General features: G+C 45.8%; 18 protein-coding genes. 12 read left to right on the top strand and 6 right to left on the bottom strand.

What is annotated here, in order from left to right; translation table 11 throughout:
• The first annotated feature begins 348 nt into the window (after positions 1–348).
• Positions 349–1,080, top strand: coding sequence for a TorF family putative porin (locus GW12_RS11505; protein ID WP_034587601.1), 732 nt, complete (start codon positions 349–351; stop codon positions 1,078–1,080).
• Between the two features lie 52 nt (positions 1,081–1,132).
• On the opposite strand, the gene GW12_RS11500 is transcribed toward GW12_RS11505, so the two are convergent.
• Positions 1,133–2,620 carry a YifB family Mg chelatase-like AAA ATPase gene (locus tag GW12_RS11500; RefSeq protein ID WP_034587600.1) on the bottom strand — a complete coding sequence of 496 codons (1,488 nt, stop codon included), beginning with the start codon at positions 2,618–2,620 and terminating at the stop codon, positions 1,133–1,135.
• Positions 2,621–2,684: 64 nt separating this feature from the next.
• Entirely contained in the window at positions 2,685–2,912 is a 228-nt protein-coding gene (locus GW12_RS11495; RefSeq protein ID WP_034587597.1) for an accessory factor UbiK family protein, read from the bottom strand.
• 276 nt (positions 2,913–3,188) lie between these two features.
• Here GW12_RS11495 and glnK point away from each other — a divergent pair, with 276 nt between their 5' ends.
• From glnK to GW12_RS11460, 7 genes are all read left to right on the top strand, one after another.
• Positions 3,189–3,527 (top strand): P-II family nitrogen regulator, encoded by a 339-nt coding sequence (glnK, locus tag GW12_RS11490; RefSeq protein ID WP_004650081.1) that lies wholly within the window; start codon positions 3,189–3,191, stop codon positions 3,525–3,527.
• Between the two features lie 59 nt (positions 3,528–3,586).
• Positions 3,587–4,987, top strand: a complete 1,401-nt coding sequence (locus GW12_RS11485; RefSeq protein WP_034587595.1) for an ammonium transporter — start codon at positions 3,587–3,589, stop codon at positions 4,985–4,987.
• Between the two features lie 139 nt (positions 4,988–5,126).
• Positions 5,127–5,594 carry a transcriptional regulator NrdR gene (gene nrdR, locus GW12_RS11480; protein ID WP_004787309.1) on the top strand — a complete coding sequence of 156 codons (468 nt, stop codon included), beginning with the start codon at positions 5,127–5,129 and terminating at the stop codon, positions 5,592–5,594.
• 2 nt (positions 5,595–5,596) lie between these two features.
• Positions 5,597–6,685 (top strand): bifunctional diaminohydroxyphosphoribosylaminopyrimidine deaminase/5-amino-6-(5-phosphoribosylamino)uracil reductase RibD, encoded by a 1,089-nt coding sequence (gene ribD / locus GW12_RS11475; RefSeq protein ID WP_034587594.1) that lies wholly within the window; start codon positions 5,597–5,599, stop codon positions 6,683–6,685.
• Positions 6,682–7,974 (top strand): DNA adenine methylase, encoded by a 1,293-nt coding sequence (locus GW12_RS11470; protein WP_034587593.1) that lies wholly within the window; start codon positions 6,682–6,684, stop codon positions 7,972–7,974. Before ribD ends, GW12_RS11470 begins: the two co-directional genes overlap by 4 nt.
• 22 nt (positions 7,975–7,996) lie before the next feature.
• Entirely contained in the window at positions 7,997–8,656 is a 660-nt protein-coding gene (locus GW12_RS11465; RefSeq protein ID WP_034587592.1) for a riboflavin synthase, read from the top strand.
• Between the two features lie 109 nt (positions 8,657–8,765).
• Entirely contained in the window at positions 8,766–9,311 is a 546-nt protein-coding gene (locus GW12_RS11460; protein ID WP_034587590.1) for a VTT domain-containing protein, read from the top strand.
• 54 nt (positions 9,312–9,365) lie between these two features.
• On the opposite strand, the gene GW12_RS11455 is transcribed toward GW12_RS11460, so the two are convergent.
• From GW12_RS11455 to GW12_RS11445, 3 genes are read right to left on the bottom strand one after another with little or no spacing between them, the layout of a single operon-like run.
• A complete protein-coding gene (locus GW12_RS11455; RefSeq protein WP_034587588.1) occupies positions 9,366–9,971 on the bottom strand; it encodes a hypothetical protein in 606 nt (201 codons plus the stop codon).
• Positions 9,972–10,000: 29 nt separating this feature from the next.
• Entirely contained in the window at positions 10,001–10,408 is a 408-nt protein-coding gene (locus GW12_RS11450; protein ID WP_034587586.1) for a DNA polymerase III subunit chi, read from the bottom strand.
• Complete coding sequence (locus tag GW12_RS11445; RefSeq protein ID WP_034587584.1) at positions 10,401–11,849, bottom strand: leucyl aminopeptidase; 1,449 nt, start codon at positions 11,847–11,849, stop codon at positions 10,401–10,403. The genes GW12_RS11450 and GW12_RS11445 overlap by 8 nt, the downstream gene beginning before the upstream one ends.
• 163 nt (positions 11,850–12,012) lie before the next feature.
• Here GW12_RS11445 and lptF point away from each other — a divergent pair, with 163 nt between their 5' ends.
• The 4 genes from lptF (at position 12,013) to GW12_RS11425 (ending at position 17,053) form a co-directional block, all read left to right on the top strand.
• Positions 12,013–13,113, top strand: coding sequence for an LPS export ABC transporter permease LptF (gene lptF, locus GW12_RS11440; protein ID WP_034587582.1), 1,101 nt, complete (start codon positions 12,013–12,015; stop codon positions 13,111–13,113).
• A gap of 2 nt (positions 13,114–13,115) precedes the next feature.
• Positions 13,116–14,186 (top strand): LPS export ABC transporter permease LptG, encoded by a 1,071-nt coding sequence (gene lptG, locus GW12_RS11435; protein WP_034587580.1) that lies wholly within the window; start codon positions 13,116–13,118, stop codon positions 14,184–14,186.
• Positions 14,187–14,309: 123 nt separating this feature from the next.
• Positions 14,310–15,857: a 2,3-bisphosphoglycerate-independent phosphoglycerate mutase gene (gene gpmI / locus GW12_RS11430; protein ID WP_034587578.1), complete on the top strand. Its 1,548-nt coding sequence runs from the start codon at positions 14,310–14,312 to the stop codon at positions 15,855–15,857.
• A 20-nt stretch (positions 15,858–15,877) separates the two neighbouring features.
• Complete coding sequence (locus GW12_RS11425) at positions 15,878–17,053, top strand: S41 family peptidase (RefSeq protein WP_034587576.1); 1,176 nt, start codon at positions 15,878–15,880, stop codon at positions 17,051–17,053.
• A 5-nt stretch (positions 17,054–17,058) separates the two neighbouring features.
• Here GW12_RS11425 and GW12_RS11420 read toward each other — a convergent pair whose 3' ends face one another.
• The gene (locus GW12_RS11420) at positions 17,059–18,489 is read right to left on the bottom strand and encodes a sigma-54 dependent transcriptional regulator (RefSeq protein ID WP_161788389.1); all 1,431 of its coding nucleotides are present in this window, start codon (positions 18,487–18,489) and stop codon (positions 17,059–17,061) included.
• Positions 18,490–18,501: the final 12 nt, after the last annotated feature.

Here is an 18,501-nt window from a genome sequence, read left to right as displayed (position 1 = left end):
TTTACGGCTAAAGGGATAAATATTGTGCACCTTTTTTATGCATAAAAATTAAATTGCATAAAAAATAGCCTTAAAAAGTAGCAACTTGTAAATGAATATGTATAAGCCTTTATAGAGCACATCGATATTTTATTTTTCACTTTTTTGGATATTTCTATCACATATAGTAATTTTTATAGCTGTACTTTATTAAAATAAATAATAAAAAACAATTTGTTAAAATAATGTAAGTGATTTCTAAATTTGGTTGAATTCTTTTTTTTCTTAAATTGGCATAGCAATTGCAAAGTTTCCCATGAGTTTAAAACACAACTAAAAACGTCTGCGGACGGTTGGGGGAATCGAATAATGAAATTCACTTTAAAAGCTTTAGCTGTAGCAGCAGTCGCATCAGCATCTACTTTGACATTCGCAGAAGAAGCGACTTCAGAGCATAGTTTCTCAGGCAATATTGGTGTGTTATCTAGTTATAACTTACGTGGTATTACGAGTGCACCTGAAAATAAAGGAGCAACACTTAATGGTGGTTTAGACTATAACCATGCTTCTGGTTTCTATGCTGGTTGGTGGGGGTCAACATTAGATTATGGTTCAGATAATGGCTCTGAGTTTGAAAATGACTTTTATGCAGGTTATAACGGCTCAATCAATGATGATCTAGGTTATACCGTTGGCTTTACCTACTATTATTACTATGACATTGGTACAAAGGATGCAAATGGTTTTGAAACCATGCTAGGTTTATCTTATAAAGATTTTGGAGTAACAGCACAAACCTTATTAGAAGATACAGCTTGGGGTAATGCTGGTGATACTTATATCAAAGGGACATATAGCTATGCACTGCCAAATGACTTCAGTTTAGATACGGCGCTTGGTTTGTATATTTATGAAGAAAGTGGAGATTTTATTCCAGATTCAACTGAAAGTTTTGGTTTCCGTCATTTTGACATTGGCTTAAGTAAACCATTAGCTGACACAGGCGTAACTGCAAATGTGAATTATATTTTTGGTGGTTATGATCGTAATGATGTTAAGCAAAAAAATAAAGTTGTACTTGGTTTAACATATAACTTCTAATTTTAACAAAGTAGAAAAAGGCGACGTATGTCGCCTTTTTTATTTTATAGATTTAGCTTTGTTGTCCTCGGTAAGAGAGTGCTTCAGATAAATGCTGAGTCTGAATTTCTTCACTTGCTGCCAGATCGGCAATCGTCCGTGCCACACGTAATACCCGATGATAGGCACGTGCTGAGAGATTGAGCTTTTGTTGGGCAAGTTCAAACATCTTGCTGGCTTGTGCGTTAAGTGGTGCAAACTGTTCTAATTGCTTAGGATTTAGGCTCATATTCAAATTATTCTGTCTTTGCATTTGCAGTTCATATGCGGCAATGACACGTTTTCTAACTGTAGCCGAATCTTCAACAGGTTGGGTATTCTGCAGTTCATATGCCTGAAGAGGCGGTACATCAATATGCAAGTCTATGCGATCTAATAAAGGGCCAGAAATTCGATTTTGATAACGTTTAATCATTTCTGGAGAGCATTGACAGCGGATATCCTGATTAAAGGCATAGCCACAAGGGCAGGGGTTCATCGCTGCAATTAACTGAAAATTGGCTGGGAAAGTAATTTGCCGTGAAGCACGAGAAATCACAATTTCTTTAGATTCGAGTGGTTGGCGTAAGACCTCTAGTACTTTTCGGTCAAATTCAGGCAGTTCATCGAGGAAAAGCACCCCTAAATGTGCCAAAGTAATTTCACCCGGTTTAGGATGGGATCCTCCACCAACCAGAGCCACTGCTGATGCCGTATGGTGTGGTGCACGGAAGGGGCGCTGCCCAAATGGATGATTGCAATTAGCAATTGAATAGATGCTGGCAACTTCCAAATTCTCTTGCGTATTTAATGGCGGTAAGATACTTGGCAGACGTGAAGCCAACAAGGTTTTACCTGTACCCGGAGGTCCTCTAAACAGTAAAGAGTGTCCACCCGCGGCAGCAATTTCTAAGGCGCGCCTTGGACGGAGTTGGCCCTTTACATCCGCTAAATCTAAAGGATATTTCTGTTGATCTGTTTGAGGCTGTGCATGAATCTGTGGCAATGAAACTGTTTGAGCTAGATGATCACAGACTTCTTTTAAATGACTGGCGGCAAAGACCTTAAAATCTGGTAACTGGCAGGCTTCCTGCGCATTTTCCTTCGGTAAGATCAATTCATGCTGTACCTGCTGACAGGTAATCGCAATGCTTAAGGTGCCACTGATTGGGCGAAGCTGACCATCTAAGGCCAGCTCACCAATAAATTCCATGCCATCGGTACAGTTTTCTGGAAGCTGTCCTGAGGCGAGCAATATGCCGAGTGCAATTGGCAGGTCCAGACGGGATCCATCTTTAGGAAGATCGGCTGGCGCTAGATTGATAGTCAGGCGTTTGGTTGGAAACTGGTAGCCACTATTTAAAATCGCTGAGCGAACTCGATCTTTACTTTCCCGAACCGCTGCTTCTGGCAGACCGACAATGGTTAAAGAGGGCATGCCCTGACTGACATGGACTTCAACTTCAATCAGCGGGGCATGCAGTCCAAGCAGACCCCGGGTATGAATTTTGGCGAAAGACATTTACTGTTCCGTTTTGGTGCATTATTATTGTTCGTTATTTGTCTTTTCTGCACTCTGCTGGTGCTTATTTTTTGTTCAATATTTTCTCTTCAAGCGCTTCAACCTGTTTTAACAGCTCATTTAAACGCTGATTGGCCTGATTCAGGGCAGTACGTTGACGTTCAATTTCTTCCCGAGATACCAGATCTATTTTGCTGACTGCTTCATTCAGCAGGGCACGAAGATTATGTTCCAGATCTTTTTTTGGTTGTTCGATTTGCTGCAAGATCGCTTGTAATAAAGTTTCAATCATTGTGTGGTCCATAGCAATGGAAATGTGCCGACAGTTTAACACTGCGGGACTCAAGACTATAGCTTTTCAGACAAAATATGGGATTAATCGATAGTGATTATCATAAAAGACCACATAAAAATGACTAAATTTTGAAGATTCAAAAGCTTTAAAAGTATAGAATAAAAAATAGGGAAACCGCATGTCGAGCTTTCTAATTTCCCCCGACCTTAGAAATCTTGGCATGAAATTTGAACATAAAACCTTACTGGTGAAATAAGCCGAAGGAAAACAAACATGAAGCTCGTAACTGCAATTGTAAAACCTTTTAAGTTGGATGATGTTCGTGAAGCATTGTCTGAAATTGGCGTTCAAGGTATCACTGTAACTGAAGTTAAAGGTTTTGGTCGTCAAAAAGGCCATACTGAACTTTATCGTGGTGCTGAATATGTTGTTGATTTCTTGCCTAAAGTCAAAATTGAAATCGCGATCAGCGATGAAATGGTTGATTCAGTCATCGAATCAATTACTCGTGTCGCAAGCACAGGCAAAATCGGTGACGGAAAAATTTTCGTAACAAATCTGGAACAAGTCATCCGTATTCGTACAGGTGAAACAGGCGCAGATGCTGTCTAATTTGGCACGAAGTTTGCTGAGTTCTGAATAACTCACAAAAACTTGGTTGGGGGATACGAATGAAAAAAATATTACTCGCGTTGGGTCTGTCCAGCGCACTTTTAGGCGGTTCTGTTGCCTGGGCTGAAGAAGCCGCATCAGCAGCCGCTCCTACTGAAGAAGTTGCTGTTGTCGAAGCAGCTGAAACTACAGATATTGCTACTGCTGCAGAGACAGTAGAACCAGCACCAGCTGAGGCTCCTGCTGCAGAAGAAGAACCTACTTTAGATACAGGTGATACAGCCTGGATTTTAACGTCTACCGCACTTGTTTTACTGATGACCATTCCTGGTTTAGCGCTGTTCTATGGCGGTATGGTACGTAAGAAAAACGTATTGGGCACCATGGCGCATAGCTTTGTGGCAGCAGCAGTGGTGAGTATTGCCTGGGTGGTGATCGGTTATACATTAGCGTTTGGTGAAGGTAGTGCCTTTATTGGTGGCCTGGATAAATTCATGCTATCCGGTATTACTACTGAAGCGCTATCCGGCACGATTCCTGAAATCCTGTTCGTCATCTTCCAAATGACTTTTGCGATTATTACCGTGGCCATCATTAGCGGTTCAATTGCGGAACGTATGAAATTCGGTGCCTTTGTCGCATTCATTACACTTTGGGTAATTCTGGTGTATGCGCCAATTACACACTGGGTATGGGGCGGCGGCTGGTTAGGCAACGACGGTGCGCTTGACTTCGCTGGTGGTACAGTGGTTCACATCAACTCAGGTGTGGCTGGTCTGGTTGCTGCTTACATGCTTGGTTCTCGTATGGGTCTTGGCCGTGAATCTATGGCTCCTCACAACCTGACTTTAACAGTCGTCGGTGCAAGCTTACTGTGGGTAGGTTGGTTCGGCTTCAACGGTGGTTCTGCGCTGGGTGCGAATGGTTCTGCAGGTTATGCACTGGTTGTAACTCAAGTGGCAGCAGCTGCAGCAGCAATCTCTTGGTTAATTACTGAAAAAATTGCACGTGGTAAGGCATCTGTATTAGGTGGCGCTTCTGGTGCAGTTGCAGGTCTGGTCGTGATTACTCCAGCTGCTGGTTTCGTGACTGTCGGTGGTGCGCTGGCAATGGGGCTGATCGGTGGTGTGGTATGTTTCTGGGGTATTACTGCGCTGAAACGTGCGCTGAAAGCCGACGATTCGCTGGATGCATTTGGTCTGCACGGTGTTGGTGGTATCGTAGGTGCGATCCTGACTGCCTTCTTCGCAAGTGAATTCATCATGGGTGACTCAGCTCCAACTGACCTGATGCATCAACTTTGGGTACAAGTAGAAGGTGTACTGGCAACCATCGCTTACTCTGCAGTATTGACTTTCGTAATCCTGAAAGTGATCGACGTAATCATCGGTATCCGTGTTTCTTCTGACGATGAACGCATGGGTCTGGACCTGAGCCAACACGGCGAACGCGTAGAATAATCTGCTACAACAATAATCAATATATAGTGCAAAACAGCCCGTCAGGGCTGTTTTTTTTCTATATATTGCGTAAAACTCTACAAAGTTCACATTTTTTGCTACACTCGGAAATCATCAGGATTTGTTCAATTAAACCGCTATGCATTGCCCATTTTGCAATACACCAGACAGTAAAGTGATCGATTCACGCCTGGCCGCTGAAGGTTGCCAGATTCGCCGCCGTCGTGAATGCGTCAGTTGTAATGAACGCTTTACCACCTTTGAAAGTTATGAAGTGGTGATGCCGCGTGTCATCAAATCTGATGGCAAGAATGAACCCTTTGATGAAGCCAAATTACGCCGTTCCCTGATGCATGCCTTGCAGAAACGTCCTGTGACGCAGGAACAGATTGAAACGGTGCTGAGTGATATCCAGTTGCAGATTCGCCGTCTGGGTGAGCGTGATGTGAAATCACGTACCATTGGTGAAATTGTCATGCAATCTCTATTTGCACTTGATCATGTCGCTTATGTCCGTTTTGCTTCGGTCTATCAGGATTTTCAGGATGTCGAGGCTTTTCGTCGTCAGATTGAACAGATGCAGCAACGTGGCGAATTTCAAGAATAAGCATGTCTGAACTCAATCAAGATCAAGTCTGGATGCGCCGTGCCATCGAACTGGCACGTCAGGGACAGTATTCCACTAAACCGAATCCGAATGTCGGCTGTGTCATTGTCAAAGATGGCGTAGTCGTGGGTGAAGGTTTTCACCCCAAAGCGGGTCAGCCGCATGCGGAAGTTTTTGCCATGCGTCAGGCGGGTAAACAGGCACGTGGGGCGACCGCTTATGTGACCCTGGAACCATGCGCGCATTATGGCCGTACACCCCCTTGTGCCAAAGGTTTGGTTGAAGCAGGGGTGGCTAAAGTGATAGTCGCCTGTCCTGATCCAAATCCATTGGTCGCTGGCAAGGGTATACAGATCCTGAAAGATGCTGGCATCGAAGTTGAAGTCGGTATCTGTGAAGATGAAGCTCATCCATTGAATTATGGCTTTCTAAAAGCGATGGCGACTGGTATGCCTTATGTTCGGCTGAAAATTGCATCAAGTCTGGATGGTCGTACTGCCATGGCATCCGGTGAGTCGAAATGGATTACTGGGCCTGAAGCACGTCAGGATGTACAGCACTGGCGGGCGATTTCTGGTGCGGTGATTAGCGGGATCGATACGATATTGGCGGATGACTGTCAGCTCAATGTGCGTAGCCTGAATGGTGTAGATGACATCAATACTGTGGTTCAACCCAAACGGGTGATACTGGATCGCCAAGGACGTTTGTCACTGAATGCCAAAATTCTGGAACAGCCAGAAACCGTGATGGTCATGGGGCCTTATCGTCAGGAACTTGCCGATCTGGGTGTGACCCAACTGGAAATTCAGCCTTTAAAAGAGTTATTACAGCAACTGGTTCAGCAATATCAGATTTATGATGTGCTGGTAGAAGCAGGGGCGACCTTGTCTACCGCATTTTTATCGGCAGGACTGGTGGATGAACTCATCAGTTATGTTGCACCGACCTTATTGGGGCGAACTGCGCGTAGTATGTTTAATGCAGAATTTAGCCGAATGGCAGAACAACTTCGATTCAAGCTGCAGGATGTCACCCGCATAGGTGATGACGTGCGCTTCAGGTTAATTCCTTCTCAAGAGACACTATGAATTCAGAGTCTACGGTTTATCACAAACGTCGCCATGCGGCGCGTACCACAGATGAATATCTGTTCCATCAGCTGGTTCCATACCTCGGGAACAAGCGCCGTTTACTACATTTAATTCTAGAAGCACTTGAGAGCACGGGAACCTTAAACCGTACGGATGGCCGTGCGCCGATTTTTGCCGATTTCTTTGCTGGTTCTGGTGTGGTGTCGCGTTTAGCACGTCAAAATGGCTATCGTGTGATTGCCAATGACTGGGAACCTTATAGCCATGCGTTGAACCATGCAATTCTATCTTGTACTGACGCACCGGCATTTAAAGAGCTTGGCGGCTATCAAAAGGCCATTGATTACTTAAACCGTCTGCCGGAAGTAAAAGGCTGGGTGACGCATAATCTGTGTCCAAGAAATGACGAAGTCTATGACCCAAGCCGTGACCGTTTATTCTTTAAACGTCGTAATGGTATGCGTATTGATGCCATCCGTCAGCAGATTGCGACCTGGCAGGCGCAGGGTGCGATTGATGATGTAGAAATGAGTGCTTTATTAGCACCACTTTTATACTCTGCCAGTTTTGTCAGCAATACTTCCGGCGTATTTAAAAGTTTTCACCATGGCTGGGGCGGTAAAACCCAGACCGCCTTAGAACGTATTGAATCATTGCTGTGGTTAACGCCAAGCCGTTTCTGTGAAAACCCAAACCTGAAAGGTCCGGCGGCAGAAATGTGGTGTGTTGATGCCCAGCATCTGGCTAATCAGATGAGCAGCTTTGAAGTTGATGTAGCTTATCTGGATCCACCGTATAACCAGCATGCTTATAGCAGTAACTATCATGTGTTGAATGCTTTAACTTTATGGGATCAGGTGGATCTGCCAAGCCCGGATACTAAAGGCTTTAAGAGCGGGATTGACCGTGCATGGCGTAAAGAGCGCCCAAGCCCGTACAATTCGTCTAAGCATGCCAAGGAAGCTTACGAAAACCTGTTGGCAACCATCAATGCACGCTTTATCCTGACCAGTTATTCGACCGATGGTAATATCAGTGCGACGGATCTGCTACAGGCCAATCTGAAACGTGGTCGTGTTACCTTGCTCACTCAGGATGTGCCGCGTTACCGGGTCAGTAAGCAGCGCCAGTCTGAACGCGCACGCGTACTTGAATTTATTGTGATTACCGATACGCATGCTAAGTCTGGGCCGCCAATCCGTCAGTTATTAGGCCAACTGCATCATTATGCAGAGCTCGGTGGTGTGGATACCACAGGTGTGAGTACACAGCTGGCCTTGTGGTAAGGCATTTCAAAAGGAATATAAAATGTTTACAGGTATTATTGAAAGCCTCGGCAAGGTCGAAAGTCTGCAGAATATCGGTGGTGATGTGCGCCTGCGTATTCAGACCGATCTGGATATGTCTGATGTGCATCTGGGCGACTCGATCGCGACCAATGGCATCTGCCTGACCGTAATTGACTGGGGTACGAACTGGTATGCAGCAGATGTATCGCGTGAAAGCCTGAACCGTACCACGCTTGGTAGCTGGAAAGTCGGCCAACCTGTAAACGTAGAAAAAGCCATGTTGCCAACTACACGTTTTGGCGGGCATATTGTGGCGGGACATGTGGATGCGGTCGGTGAAATCACCGTAGTGCGTTCTGATGCCCGTTCCCTGTATTTTGAAGTGACAGCTCCAAAGGAAATTGCCAAATATCTGGCCGAGAAAGGCTCGGTGACAGTGGATGGGATCAGCCTGACCATCAACCATCTGCGTGGCAATATTATTAGTCTGAACCTGATTCCACATACCGCAGAACGGACCAATATTGGTACCTGGAAAGTCGGTACTAAAGTCAATCTGGAAGTGGATGTGCTGGCTCGTTATATCGAGCGTTTATTGCTGGGTGACAAGGCAGCAGAAACTGCACCTGAGTCGAAAATCAGTCTGGATTTTCTGGCGGAAAATGGCTTTTTGAAATAGTCAGAATGCCGAAAGACTAAACAGTCTAATTGAAAAATTAGACTGTTTTTTTATTTTTGGAGATAATCCATGCTTCATTTTACGATTTTAACCCTTGCGGACAGGTCGAATGCTCGATTTCTTACTTAACCTGGAACAGTCTTTACCGCTCATGCTGGAGCAGTATGGGGTGTGGATTTATGCCATTCTTTTCCTGGTGATTTTTGCAGAAACGGGATCAGTATTTTGCTTTTTTCTACCAGGGGATAGCCTGCTGATTGCTATTGGCGCACTCTGTTCCACTACAGATTTAGTGACTTTGCATTCCATGGGGCTTTTGCTTTTTGTCGCTGCAGTGCTGGGCTATACTGTGAACTACTACACGGGCAGGATCCTTGGTCTGAAATACTTTAATGAGCATTCACGTTATTTCAAACCAGAATATATTAGCAAGACCAACCATTATTTTATGAAGCATGGCGGCAAGACCATTCTGATTGCGCGTTTTATTCCTTTTGTACGCTCCTTTGGGCCGTTTGCTGCCGGTTCAGGCCATATGAAATTTACTACCTTTACCCTGTATAACATTGCCGGTGGTCTGCTCTGGATCAGCACCTTGCTTGGGGTGGGGTATATGGCGGGAAATGCAGCCTTTATGATTGCTGATTTTTTCTAGAAATTTTCAAAGATTCAAAAAAATTAAAGCCCACATCTGTGGGCTTTTTTTTATTTATTCTTCAGCAGCTTTGCGTTTCTGCAAAATGTAATCAATTTCTTCGCGGGCCGCAGCACGCAGACGGTTACGTAACTGTACCAGCGTTTCTTCAATCGCCGTTTCAGCTTCGAGTTCTAGACGTAAACGCGTGCTTTCCAGCTCGGACAAAATTTCGCTGTCTTCAATCTTGATCTGGGTAGCATTGATGAGAGGATTCTGCTCGAAACGTGCAGCATAATTTTGTACTTCAGCATTCAGGCTGTCACGTAGCAACTCCAGCATACGAGTCTGCTCTGCATAGCGGCGCTCTTCATCCAGCTTCATCTGCTCGATATAGGCCAGTTCTTCAGCGCGCTTGTCGGCCAAGGCTTTTTCCAATGCTTGCTGCTTGCGAATACGGGCTTCTTCAATCAGTTCGGCCTTACGCTGTGCATAGGCCTCTTCGATTTTAAGTTCAGATTCCTTCTGCATCTGCTGGTCGCGGACCAGCCATTCTTGCAGGGAAGTTTCCGGTTTCAGTACATCGCAGATGCGCGCGAGATCATCAATAAAGGTCTGACGTACAGCTTCAGGCACATTTAACCAGCGCTGTTTAAAATCGGGACCAACATTTAATGCCACGGGCATCTCCTTATGATGTGGGATGAAAATTAAAGTTTATAGGTTTGCGGTTCAATACCCAGTCGGCGGTATTGCTTGAACTTTTCACGACCGATCTGCTTGGCCGCTTCATTGTTTTCAATAATCTCGATAATGTGACTAAATTTTGTGTAAGGTTCAAGTGCTCCGGCATTAAAATTAAAGATAATCCAGTCAGCCTGTTCTGGCAACTGTGCAGAAATACAGACGTTGGCCTGTGGCTGGTCAATGCCATGTGGAATGAAACCAGTGGCATCGAAAGTCCAGAGGCGTTCATCCAGCTCATGCTGCAAGTCTTTATCAGCACAGAGCAACCAGATCCGTTCCGGCTGACGCAGAATCTTACGACATAAACGGCAGGTACTTTCCACCTGCCGTTCAGGGCTTTTTTCAAACAGATAAAAGCTGACTTTAGCCATGCTTTTGAACACGGTTCGCCAGGAATTGCATCAATAATGGCACCGGACGACCAGTGGCACCTTTATTGTTGCCAGAATTCCATGCAGTACCGGCAATGTCTAGATGTGCCCAACGGTAGTCGCGGGTAAAACGTTGCAGGAAGCAGGCCGCAGTCACTGAGCCTGCTTTCGGACCACCAATGTTAGCGATATCCGCAAATGGAGAATCCAGCTGTTCCTGATAATCATCAAGAACAGGCATACGCCATACACGGTCAAATGCAGTTTGACCAGCCGCTTCAAGCTCTGCTGCCAGTTCATCATCCGGAGTAAACATACCAGTCAGAACTGAACCTAATGCGACCACGCAGGCACCGGTTAATGTCGCGATATCGATGACTAGTGCAGGGTTAAAGCGTTTTACATAGGTCAGGGCATCACAGAGTACCAGCCGACCTTCTGCATCGGTATTTAGGATTTCGACAGTTTGACCGCTCATGGTGGTGACGATGTCACCTGGACGGGTTGCCTTGCCAGATGGCATGTTTTCCGCAGTCGCGATAGTACCAACTACATGAATATCCAGGCCAGATTCACACAGCGCACGCATGGTACCTAAAACAGAGGCTGCACCGCACATGTCGAATTTCATTTCGTCCATGCCTGCACCTGGTTTCAGGGAAATGCCGCCCGTATCAAAAGTAATGCCTTTACCAACGAATACCACAGGTGCTTCACTGCGTTCTGCACGGTATTCGATAGTAATGATACGACCCGGACGGTCTGAACCTTTACTGACAGCTAGGAATGAGTGCATGCCCAGATCGGCTATTTGCTGCTCATCCAGCACGGTGACTTTTAAAAGTTCTGGATATTCAGCCGCTAAAGCCAGTGCCTGTTCGGCCAGATACTCAGGGAAACAAATATTGCCTGGACGGTTACCGAGGTCGCGTGCTAGGTTTTGCCCAGTTTGCACTGCCTGAATCAGTTGTAATTGCTCTGCAGTTACAGGGCTTTCATTTGCGATCAGGTTAATCTGTTCTAGGACAAATTCATTTTTCTTGGATTTGTACTCATCAAAAGCATAAGCCACCTGGGTCAGCTGCAGAGCAAAAATATTATGCAGTTGTGCTGGCAGGGCAGAAATGTCGACACTGATTTGCTGGAACTTTTTCTGTGCAGCTTTCACAATCGTCTGTGCGATTTTTGCCAGCTTGCCAGGTTGCAGTTCTTCAAGTTTGCCAAGGCCTACCAGACCAGCATTGGTAATATTTGGAACCGTGCCCACCAGTGACAGGGATTCATTAAAGCCAGCTTTAAACTGAGTGGCATTGGCGATATCGGTAAGCTTGTCGATCTGGTAAGTGCTTGCTGCAGCTTGTAATTGCTCAGATTCAACCAAGACGACTAAATATTGGCTGGATGCATTCTCTTGGAATGACGTATTAATTGTCAGTTTCATATGCGGTTATTCAAGCCTTATAAAATTTGCAACCATTAAACCATTGAAACCATGTGATGAACAGAGTTTCAATGTTCAACTCAAGTATCGGGTTTATATTTTTAAGCTTAACATTCGGGTAAACTATGACAAGTTTTTTACCCTATATTCTGGAAGATTTAATTTGATTATTCGGCGTTATCTGGTCAAGCAAGTTGTATCGACATCCTTGGTTGTGATTGCCTTATTGACCTTGATCATGATGGGTGGTCGACTGATCAAGTACTTTGGGGTGGCAGCGCAAGGACGTCTGGATGCTAGCATCCTGTTTAGTATTATCGGCTACCGTTTGCCTGAGTTCCTGACCTTAATTTTACCACTTGGGTTCTTTATCGGGTTAATGCTGGTCTTTGGCCGGCTGTATGTCGATCATGAAATGGCTGTCTTAAATGGCAGTGGCGTGAGCCGTAACCAGCTAGCGCGTTTGCTAATTCCAATGACTGTGGTATTTCTGGCAGTTCAGGCTTTCCTGATGCTCTGGGCATCGCCGTGGGGGATCCGCCAGTTTGAGGCCCTAACCAATGAACAGGCTGTCCGGACCGGTTTTGACTTAGTAAGACCGAAGGAATTTATCTCTTCTGGACCTTATACCATTTATGCCGGGGATTTATCAGAAGACCGCAAAAATCTAAAAGATATCTTCTTCTACCAGCGCGCTGAAAAAGATGGTAAGCCAGATGTGATAATTCTGGCGCAGGAAGCAACTCGAGTCGAAGTCAAAGGTGATGCAGCCAATGTGGTAGATTTGGTGAATGGTCGCCGCTATGAAATCTTTGCCGGTACGCCAAAATATACTCAGGCTGAATTTGAAACTTACCGTCTGCGTCTAGAAAATGATAGTGAAGCCAAATTCGCTAGCACTGAAGTGGAAGCCTTGCCAACCTCCCAGCTTTGGGATAACCGTAATGATCCAGTCGTCGCGAGTGAACTGGGTTGGCGGACATTTGTACCCTTTGCCATTGTAGTGGCTTTGATGCTGGCGAATGCCTTGTCTGAAGTGAGTCCGCGTCAGGGACGTTATTTAAAACTGTTCCCGGCCTTACTGATTTTTGCCAGCCTTATTGTCGCGTTAATGGCAGTGAAAACTCGGATCAGTAAAGGTGAAATGGAAATCTGGGTATATCCAATCGTACTGATTTTCTATGGGATTGCCGCAGCGCTGTTCGCCCGTAAACAGAACCTGGCACCGAAAATCAAGAAACAGATTCAACGAGTGAGGTCTTAATCATGCTGGCACGTCGTATTATTGCAAAACATGTGACCGGTACTACAGCACTCGCCATGCTCGGTGCAACTGCAGTTTTGTCGGGCTTGCAAGTTTTATTCACTTACTTGGGTGAACTGGGGTCATTGAAAGAAGGTTATGGTGCCTGGGATGCCTTGAAATATGTGCTCTGGGGCGCACCGAATTATCTTTATGAAATCCTGCCGATCTCGGCCCTGATTGGAGCAGTACTTGGTTTGGGTACGCTGGCTTCTAACAGTGAATTGATCGTGATGCGTTCAGTTGGGGTCAGCTTGTGGCGTATCGTGGGCTGGGTGATCCGTTCGGCATTGTTATTGGTGATTCTGTCTTTTGCTTTAAGTGAATGGGTGATTCCATATACTAATGAGCAGGCCAAAGCGGTAAAAAGCTATAACAAGCCGGTGAAAATTGGTGAAGTGAAAGGCTACTGGACCCGTGAAGGTCAGCGCTTTATCTACATTGACTATGCCAACTCCAAAGGTGAGTTAAAGCACGTGCAGATGCTGGATTTTGATGATAATTACCGTCTGCGTGGTACCTTAAAAGCCGAGCAGGGTGATTTTGTCAAAGATGGCGCGTGGCAACTGCAAAAGACTCAGGAAGTGAATATTCTGCAAAATGGTAATGCCACATTTGCAACACATCCTCAGCAGCCACTCGCTTTAGCCCTACAACCGAAATATGTGCATATGGTGACCATCGACCCGGAAGACCTGTCACCAAGCCAGCTGGTCAGCTTCATGAGCTATATGCATGAATATAGCCAGGTACCGAAAACCTATGAACTGGCCTTCTGGCAGAAAGTCGGCTCACCATTTGCCCTGATTGCCTTAGTGGTGATCGCCTGCTCATTTATCTTTGGACCGCTGCGTCAGCAATCCATGGGCTTCCGTCTGGTGATTGCATTATTTACAGGTCTGGGTTTCTTCTACCTGCAGGACTTCCTCGGTTACGCGAGTCTGGTCTATGCACCATCTCCAGCATGGTTTGTATTCATTCCAATCATCATCATGTTTGCTATTGGTGGCTACTTGCTGCAGCGGGCACGCTAAATAGCAGAATATGGAAGAAATCAATCGCAGTGAAAGGCTTAAGCCATAGTCTGATCATGGCCTCTCGCTGCAAAATTCGGTAAAATAACCTGATTAATTCGTAAACGAACAAGAGTATTCATTATGACGGATGCAACTGCTGGCAAAATCCCTCACGTATTGGTAATTATGGATGGTGTGGGTCATCGCGAAGCGGTCGAGGACAATGCGTTTCTAGCGGCTAAACGACCTAATTTAACTGCTATGCAGGAGAAGCATCCGCATGGTCTGATCTCAGGTTCTGGCGAAGATGTCGGTCTGCCTGATGGTCAGATGGGGAACTCTGAAGTGGGGCACATGAACTTAGGTGCCGGCCGTGTTCTGTACCAAGATTTCACCCGTATTACTAAAGATATCCGTACAGGTGCTTTCTTTGAGCATGAAGTTTTAGTTGATGCTGTTGAAAAAGCCAAAGCTGCGAATGGTGCAGTCCACATCATGGGTCTGCTGTCAGAAGGTGGTGTGCACTCTCACGAAGATCATATCGTAGCAATGGCGGAACTGGCACTGAAACGCGGTGCCAAAGTGTATCTGCATGCTTTCCTGGATGGTCGTGATACACCACCACGCAGTGCACAGCCTTCACTGGAAAAACTGGATGCAGTATTTGCTCAATATCCAGGTCAAGGCCGTATCGCAACGATGATCGGTCGTTACTTTGCCATGGATCGTGACAACCGTTGGGATCGTGTTGAACAAGCTTACCGTCTGTTGACTGAAGGTGAAGCAGTACGTACTGCAGTAACTGCAGTAGAAGGTCTGGAAGAGGCTTATGCGGCGGATGAGTCTGATGAATTCGTCAAGGCGACTCGAATTGGTGATGTGGCAGCGGTTCAGGATGGCGACAGTGTCGTATTCATGAACTTCCGTGCGGATCGTGCTCGTGAATTGACTCGTGCATTCGTTGAAAAAGACTTTGCTAGTTTTGAACGTAAAGTGGTGCCAAACCTGTCAAAATTCGTGATGCTGACCCGTTATCAGGCAACCATTGTTGCGCCAGTAGCCTATATGCCAGAAGCACTGGTGAACTCAATCGGCGAATATCTGTCTAACTTGGGTAAAACCCAGTTGCGTATTGCAGAAACCGAGAAATATGCACATGTAACGTTCTTCTTTAGCGGCGGCCGTGAAGAAGAGTATCCAGGTGAAAAACGTATCCTGATTCCATCACCAAATGTGGCAACTTATGACCTGAAACCGGAAATGAGTGCTTATGAAGTGACGGATGAGCTGGTCGCTGCGATCAATTCTGGTGAGTTTGATCTATTAGTTGTGAACTATGCCAATGGTGACATGGTCGGGCATACCGGTGTATTCGACGCAGCAGTCAAAGCCGTTGAAGCGGTAGATACCTGCTTAGGCCGTGTTTATGAAGCTGTGATGGCGAAAAAAGGCCATATGCTGATTACTGCGGACCATGGTAATGTGGAGCAGATGCAGGATTATGAAAGTGGACAGGTGCATACCCAGCATACGACTGAACTGGTACCGTTCATCTATGTCGGTCCAACTTCAGCAACGATTGCAGAAGGTGGTGTACTGGCGGATGTTGCGCCAACCTTGCTGAGTCTGATGAATCTGCCAATTCCTGCAGAAATGAAAGGTCGTAACCTGATCGAGCTAAAAGCTTAATTAAAATTTAAGGATAAAGAATGGCAAGATCACAGCGGAAGTCTGTACTAATCGCGAGCTTATTAATGTGTTTGAGCCATTCGGCATGGAGTGCCAGGTCGGCGGATCTGGCATTCGATGATGATATGGTCGTAGATCAGCAAACCTATAACGAAATTCCGGTGTCTTCGATTCAGGAATTCGTGCAGATTTATGGCATCGTCAAAGATAATTATATTGAAGACAAGAATGACGATGCACTATTTCAGCAGGCGATTAAAGGCCTGGTTGGCGGTTTAGACCGCTATTCCCGCTATCTTTCTCCTGAAGATTTTAAACAACTACGCCAATATACCGAAGGTGAGCTGGCCAGCATCGACTTTGACCTGAAATATAACCCACAGCTCAAGCAATGGGTGATTCAGGAATTGAATGAAGAGGCTGATTCTGCCCGTCAGGGTCTACGTAATGGCGTGACCGTATATAAAATTGATGATCAGGAACTGAGTTCACTGAATCATGAGCAGGTACGTCAGCTATTGAATGGTGCGATCGGTTCAACCCTAAGCTTACAGTTATCTCCGCAAAGTCAGGTATTTAATCTGGTTCGTAACACTAAAGTTGAAACTGAAATCAAATCTCAGCTGCATCATAATCAAGTGCTGGTGATTCAGGTCAAGGTGTTTCAGCAAGATACGGCCAATGAAATCAAACGGATTATTGACAGTTATGCCGGTTCGCGTTTAAAGGCAGTCTTGTTTGACCTGCGTAATAATCCAGGGGGCTTGCTGTCTGCTGCGGTTGAATCTGCAGACCTGTTTTTAAACCAAGGCATTATTGTTTCCACCAAGAGCCGAGCTGAAGGCGATCAGCAGTTTCAGGCACTACCGGGCTTTGAATTTCAGAATCTAAAGGTGGGTATTCTGATCAATCACCGTTCTGCTTCCGCAGCAGAGGTCTTTACCGCAGCGCTAAAAGAGCATAAACGTGCCTGGGTAGTCGGTGAGAAAAGCTATGGTAAAGGTGTGGTGCAGAAGCTTTTTCCACTGAGTAATGGTGCAGCTCTGCAGATGACGGTATCACAATACTTTACCCCGAATGGGCAAAGTATTGAGGGCTTGGGCGTACAACCCCATTTAAGCTATCCTTTAACGCTGGAAATGAAAGAAGACAGCTATGTGGATCATGTCACCGAGTTGCTGCTTCAGCAGAAATAGGCTGATTATTCTTCCTCAGTGTCTAATCCAAACTTTTTCAAACGATAACGTAGCGAACGGAAGGACATACCGAGTTTTTTCGCTGCCAGCGTCCGGTTCCAGTGGGTCAGGTTCAGCGCATTCAGCAGGATTTCCTTTTCGATTTTCTCCATATATAGTTCCAGTCCTTCTTCTGGAAGTTTTTTTGGAACGATAAAAGCATCAGAACCGTTGTGAGTATTGCTGTTCGATTCAGACGTAGAGGCTAGAGTATTTTCAGGAGTGACAAAACTTTGCCGTAATGGCGCCGTTTGCAGGTGCTGAATATCGATAATGTCTTCATCGCTCAGGGTAATGGCGCGTTCGATAATATTGCGCAGTTCCCGCACATTGCCCGGGTAATATTGGGTTAGTAATAATTCTTTACTGCGTTCAGTCAGACGCTTGGCTGGAATTTGCCATTCCTGGCAGATTTTCTGGATAAAGTGTTCCGCCAGCAGAAGAATATCATTGCCGCGTTCACGCAATGGCGGCAGCACCAGATCCATGACATGAATCCGGAAGAACAAATCCTGACGGAATTTACCCTGTTGTACCAGTGCTTCTAAGTCCTGATGGCTGGCACTGATCACGCGGAAATCCACATCAATTTCGGTATCTGAACCGAGCGGGCGAATACGTTTTTCCTGTACTGCACGCAATAGTTTGACCTGCATACTCAGCGGTAGTTCGGCAATTTCATCTAAGAATAAACTGCCACCATGTGCAGACTGGATCAGGCCCTGTTTGTCCTGAGTCGCGCCAGTAAAGCTACCTTTCTTATGCCCGAACAGCTCGCTTTCCATCAGCTCGGTAGGAATCGCACCACAGTTAATCGCGATAAATGGACCTTCACTACGGTTACTGAGTCGATGTACCAGATTGGCAACGACTTCTTTACCGGTTCCTGACTCACCAGTGATAAATACGGGTGCCTGAGAACGGGCGATTTTGCGTAAAGTCGCACGCAGTTGCTGAATCGGTTTGGACTGGCCGATCAGCATCTTGTATTCAAGCGTGTCTTCCTGATTGGAAGCATAATTGGCCGGTTTATTCAGTGCTTTCTGGATTAATTGTTCCAGATGTTTTTGATTGATCGGCTTGCTGACAAAGTCAAAAGCCCCGGCTTTCAGAGCAGCAATAGCAATATCCATATTGCCATAGGCAGTTAAGACGGCAACCGGCAGGGAAGGGTAATGTTCACTGATAAAATCCAGCAATTGCAATCCATTGCCATCCGGTAAGTTTAGGTCGGTCAGACAGGCATCATACTGATGATCGGTCAAGCGTCTTTTGGCATCCTCAAGGCGATGTGCGATGTGCGTGCGTATCCCCATACGCATCAGTGACATCTGCATCAAGGTACACAGATCTTCTTCGTCATCGACCAAAAGTACCAGTGGTTGTTGTTCCACAATTTTCCCCTTAAA

The sequence above is a fragment of the Acinetobacter sp. HR7 genome (assembly GCF_000773685.1).
Taxonomy (GTDB): domain Bacteria; phylum Pseudomonadota; class Gammaproteobacteria; order Pseudomonadales; family Moraxellaceae; genus Acinetobacter; species Acinetobacter thermotolerans.
Note: the sequence above shows the minus strand (reverse complement) of the source record. Positions and strands in the feature narration are given on the sequence as shown.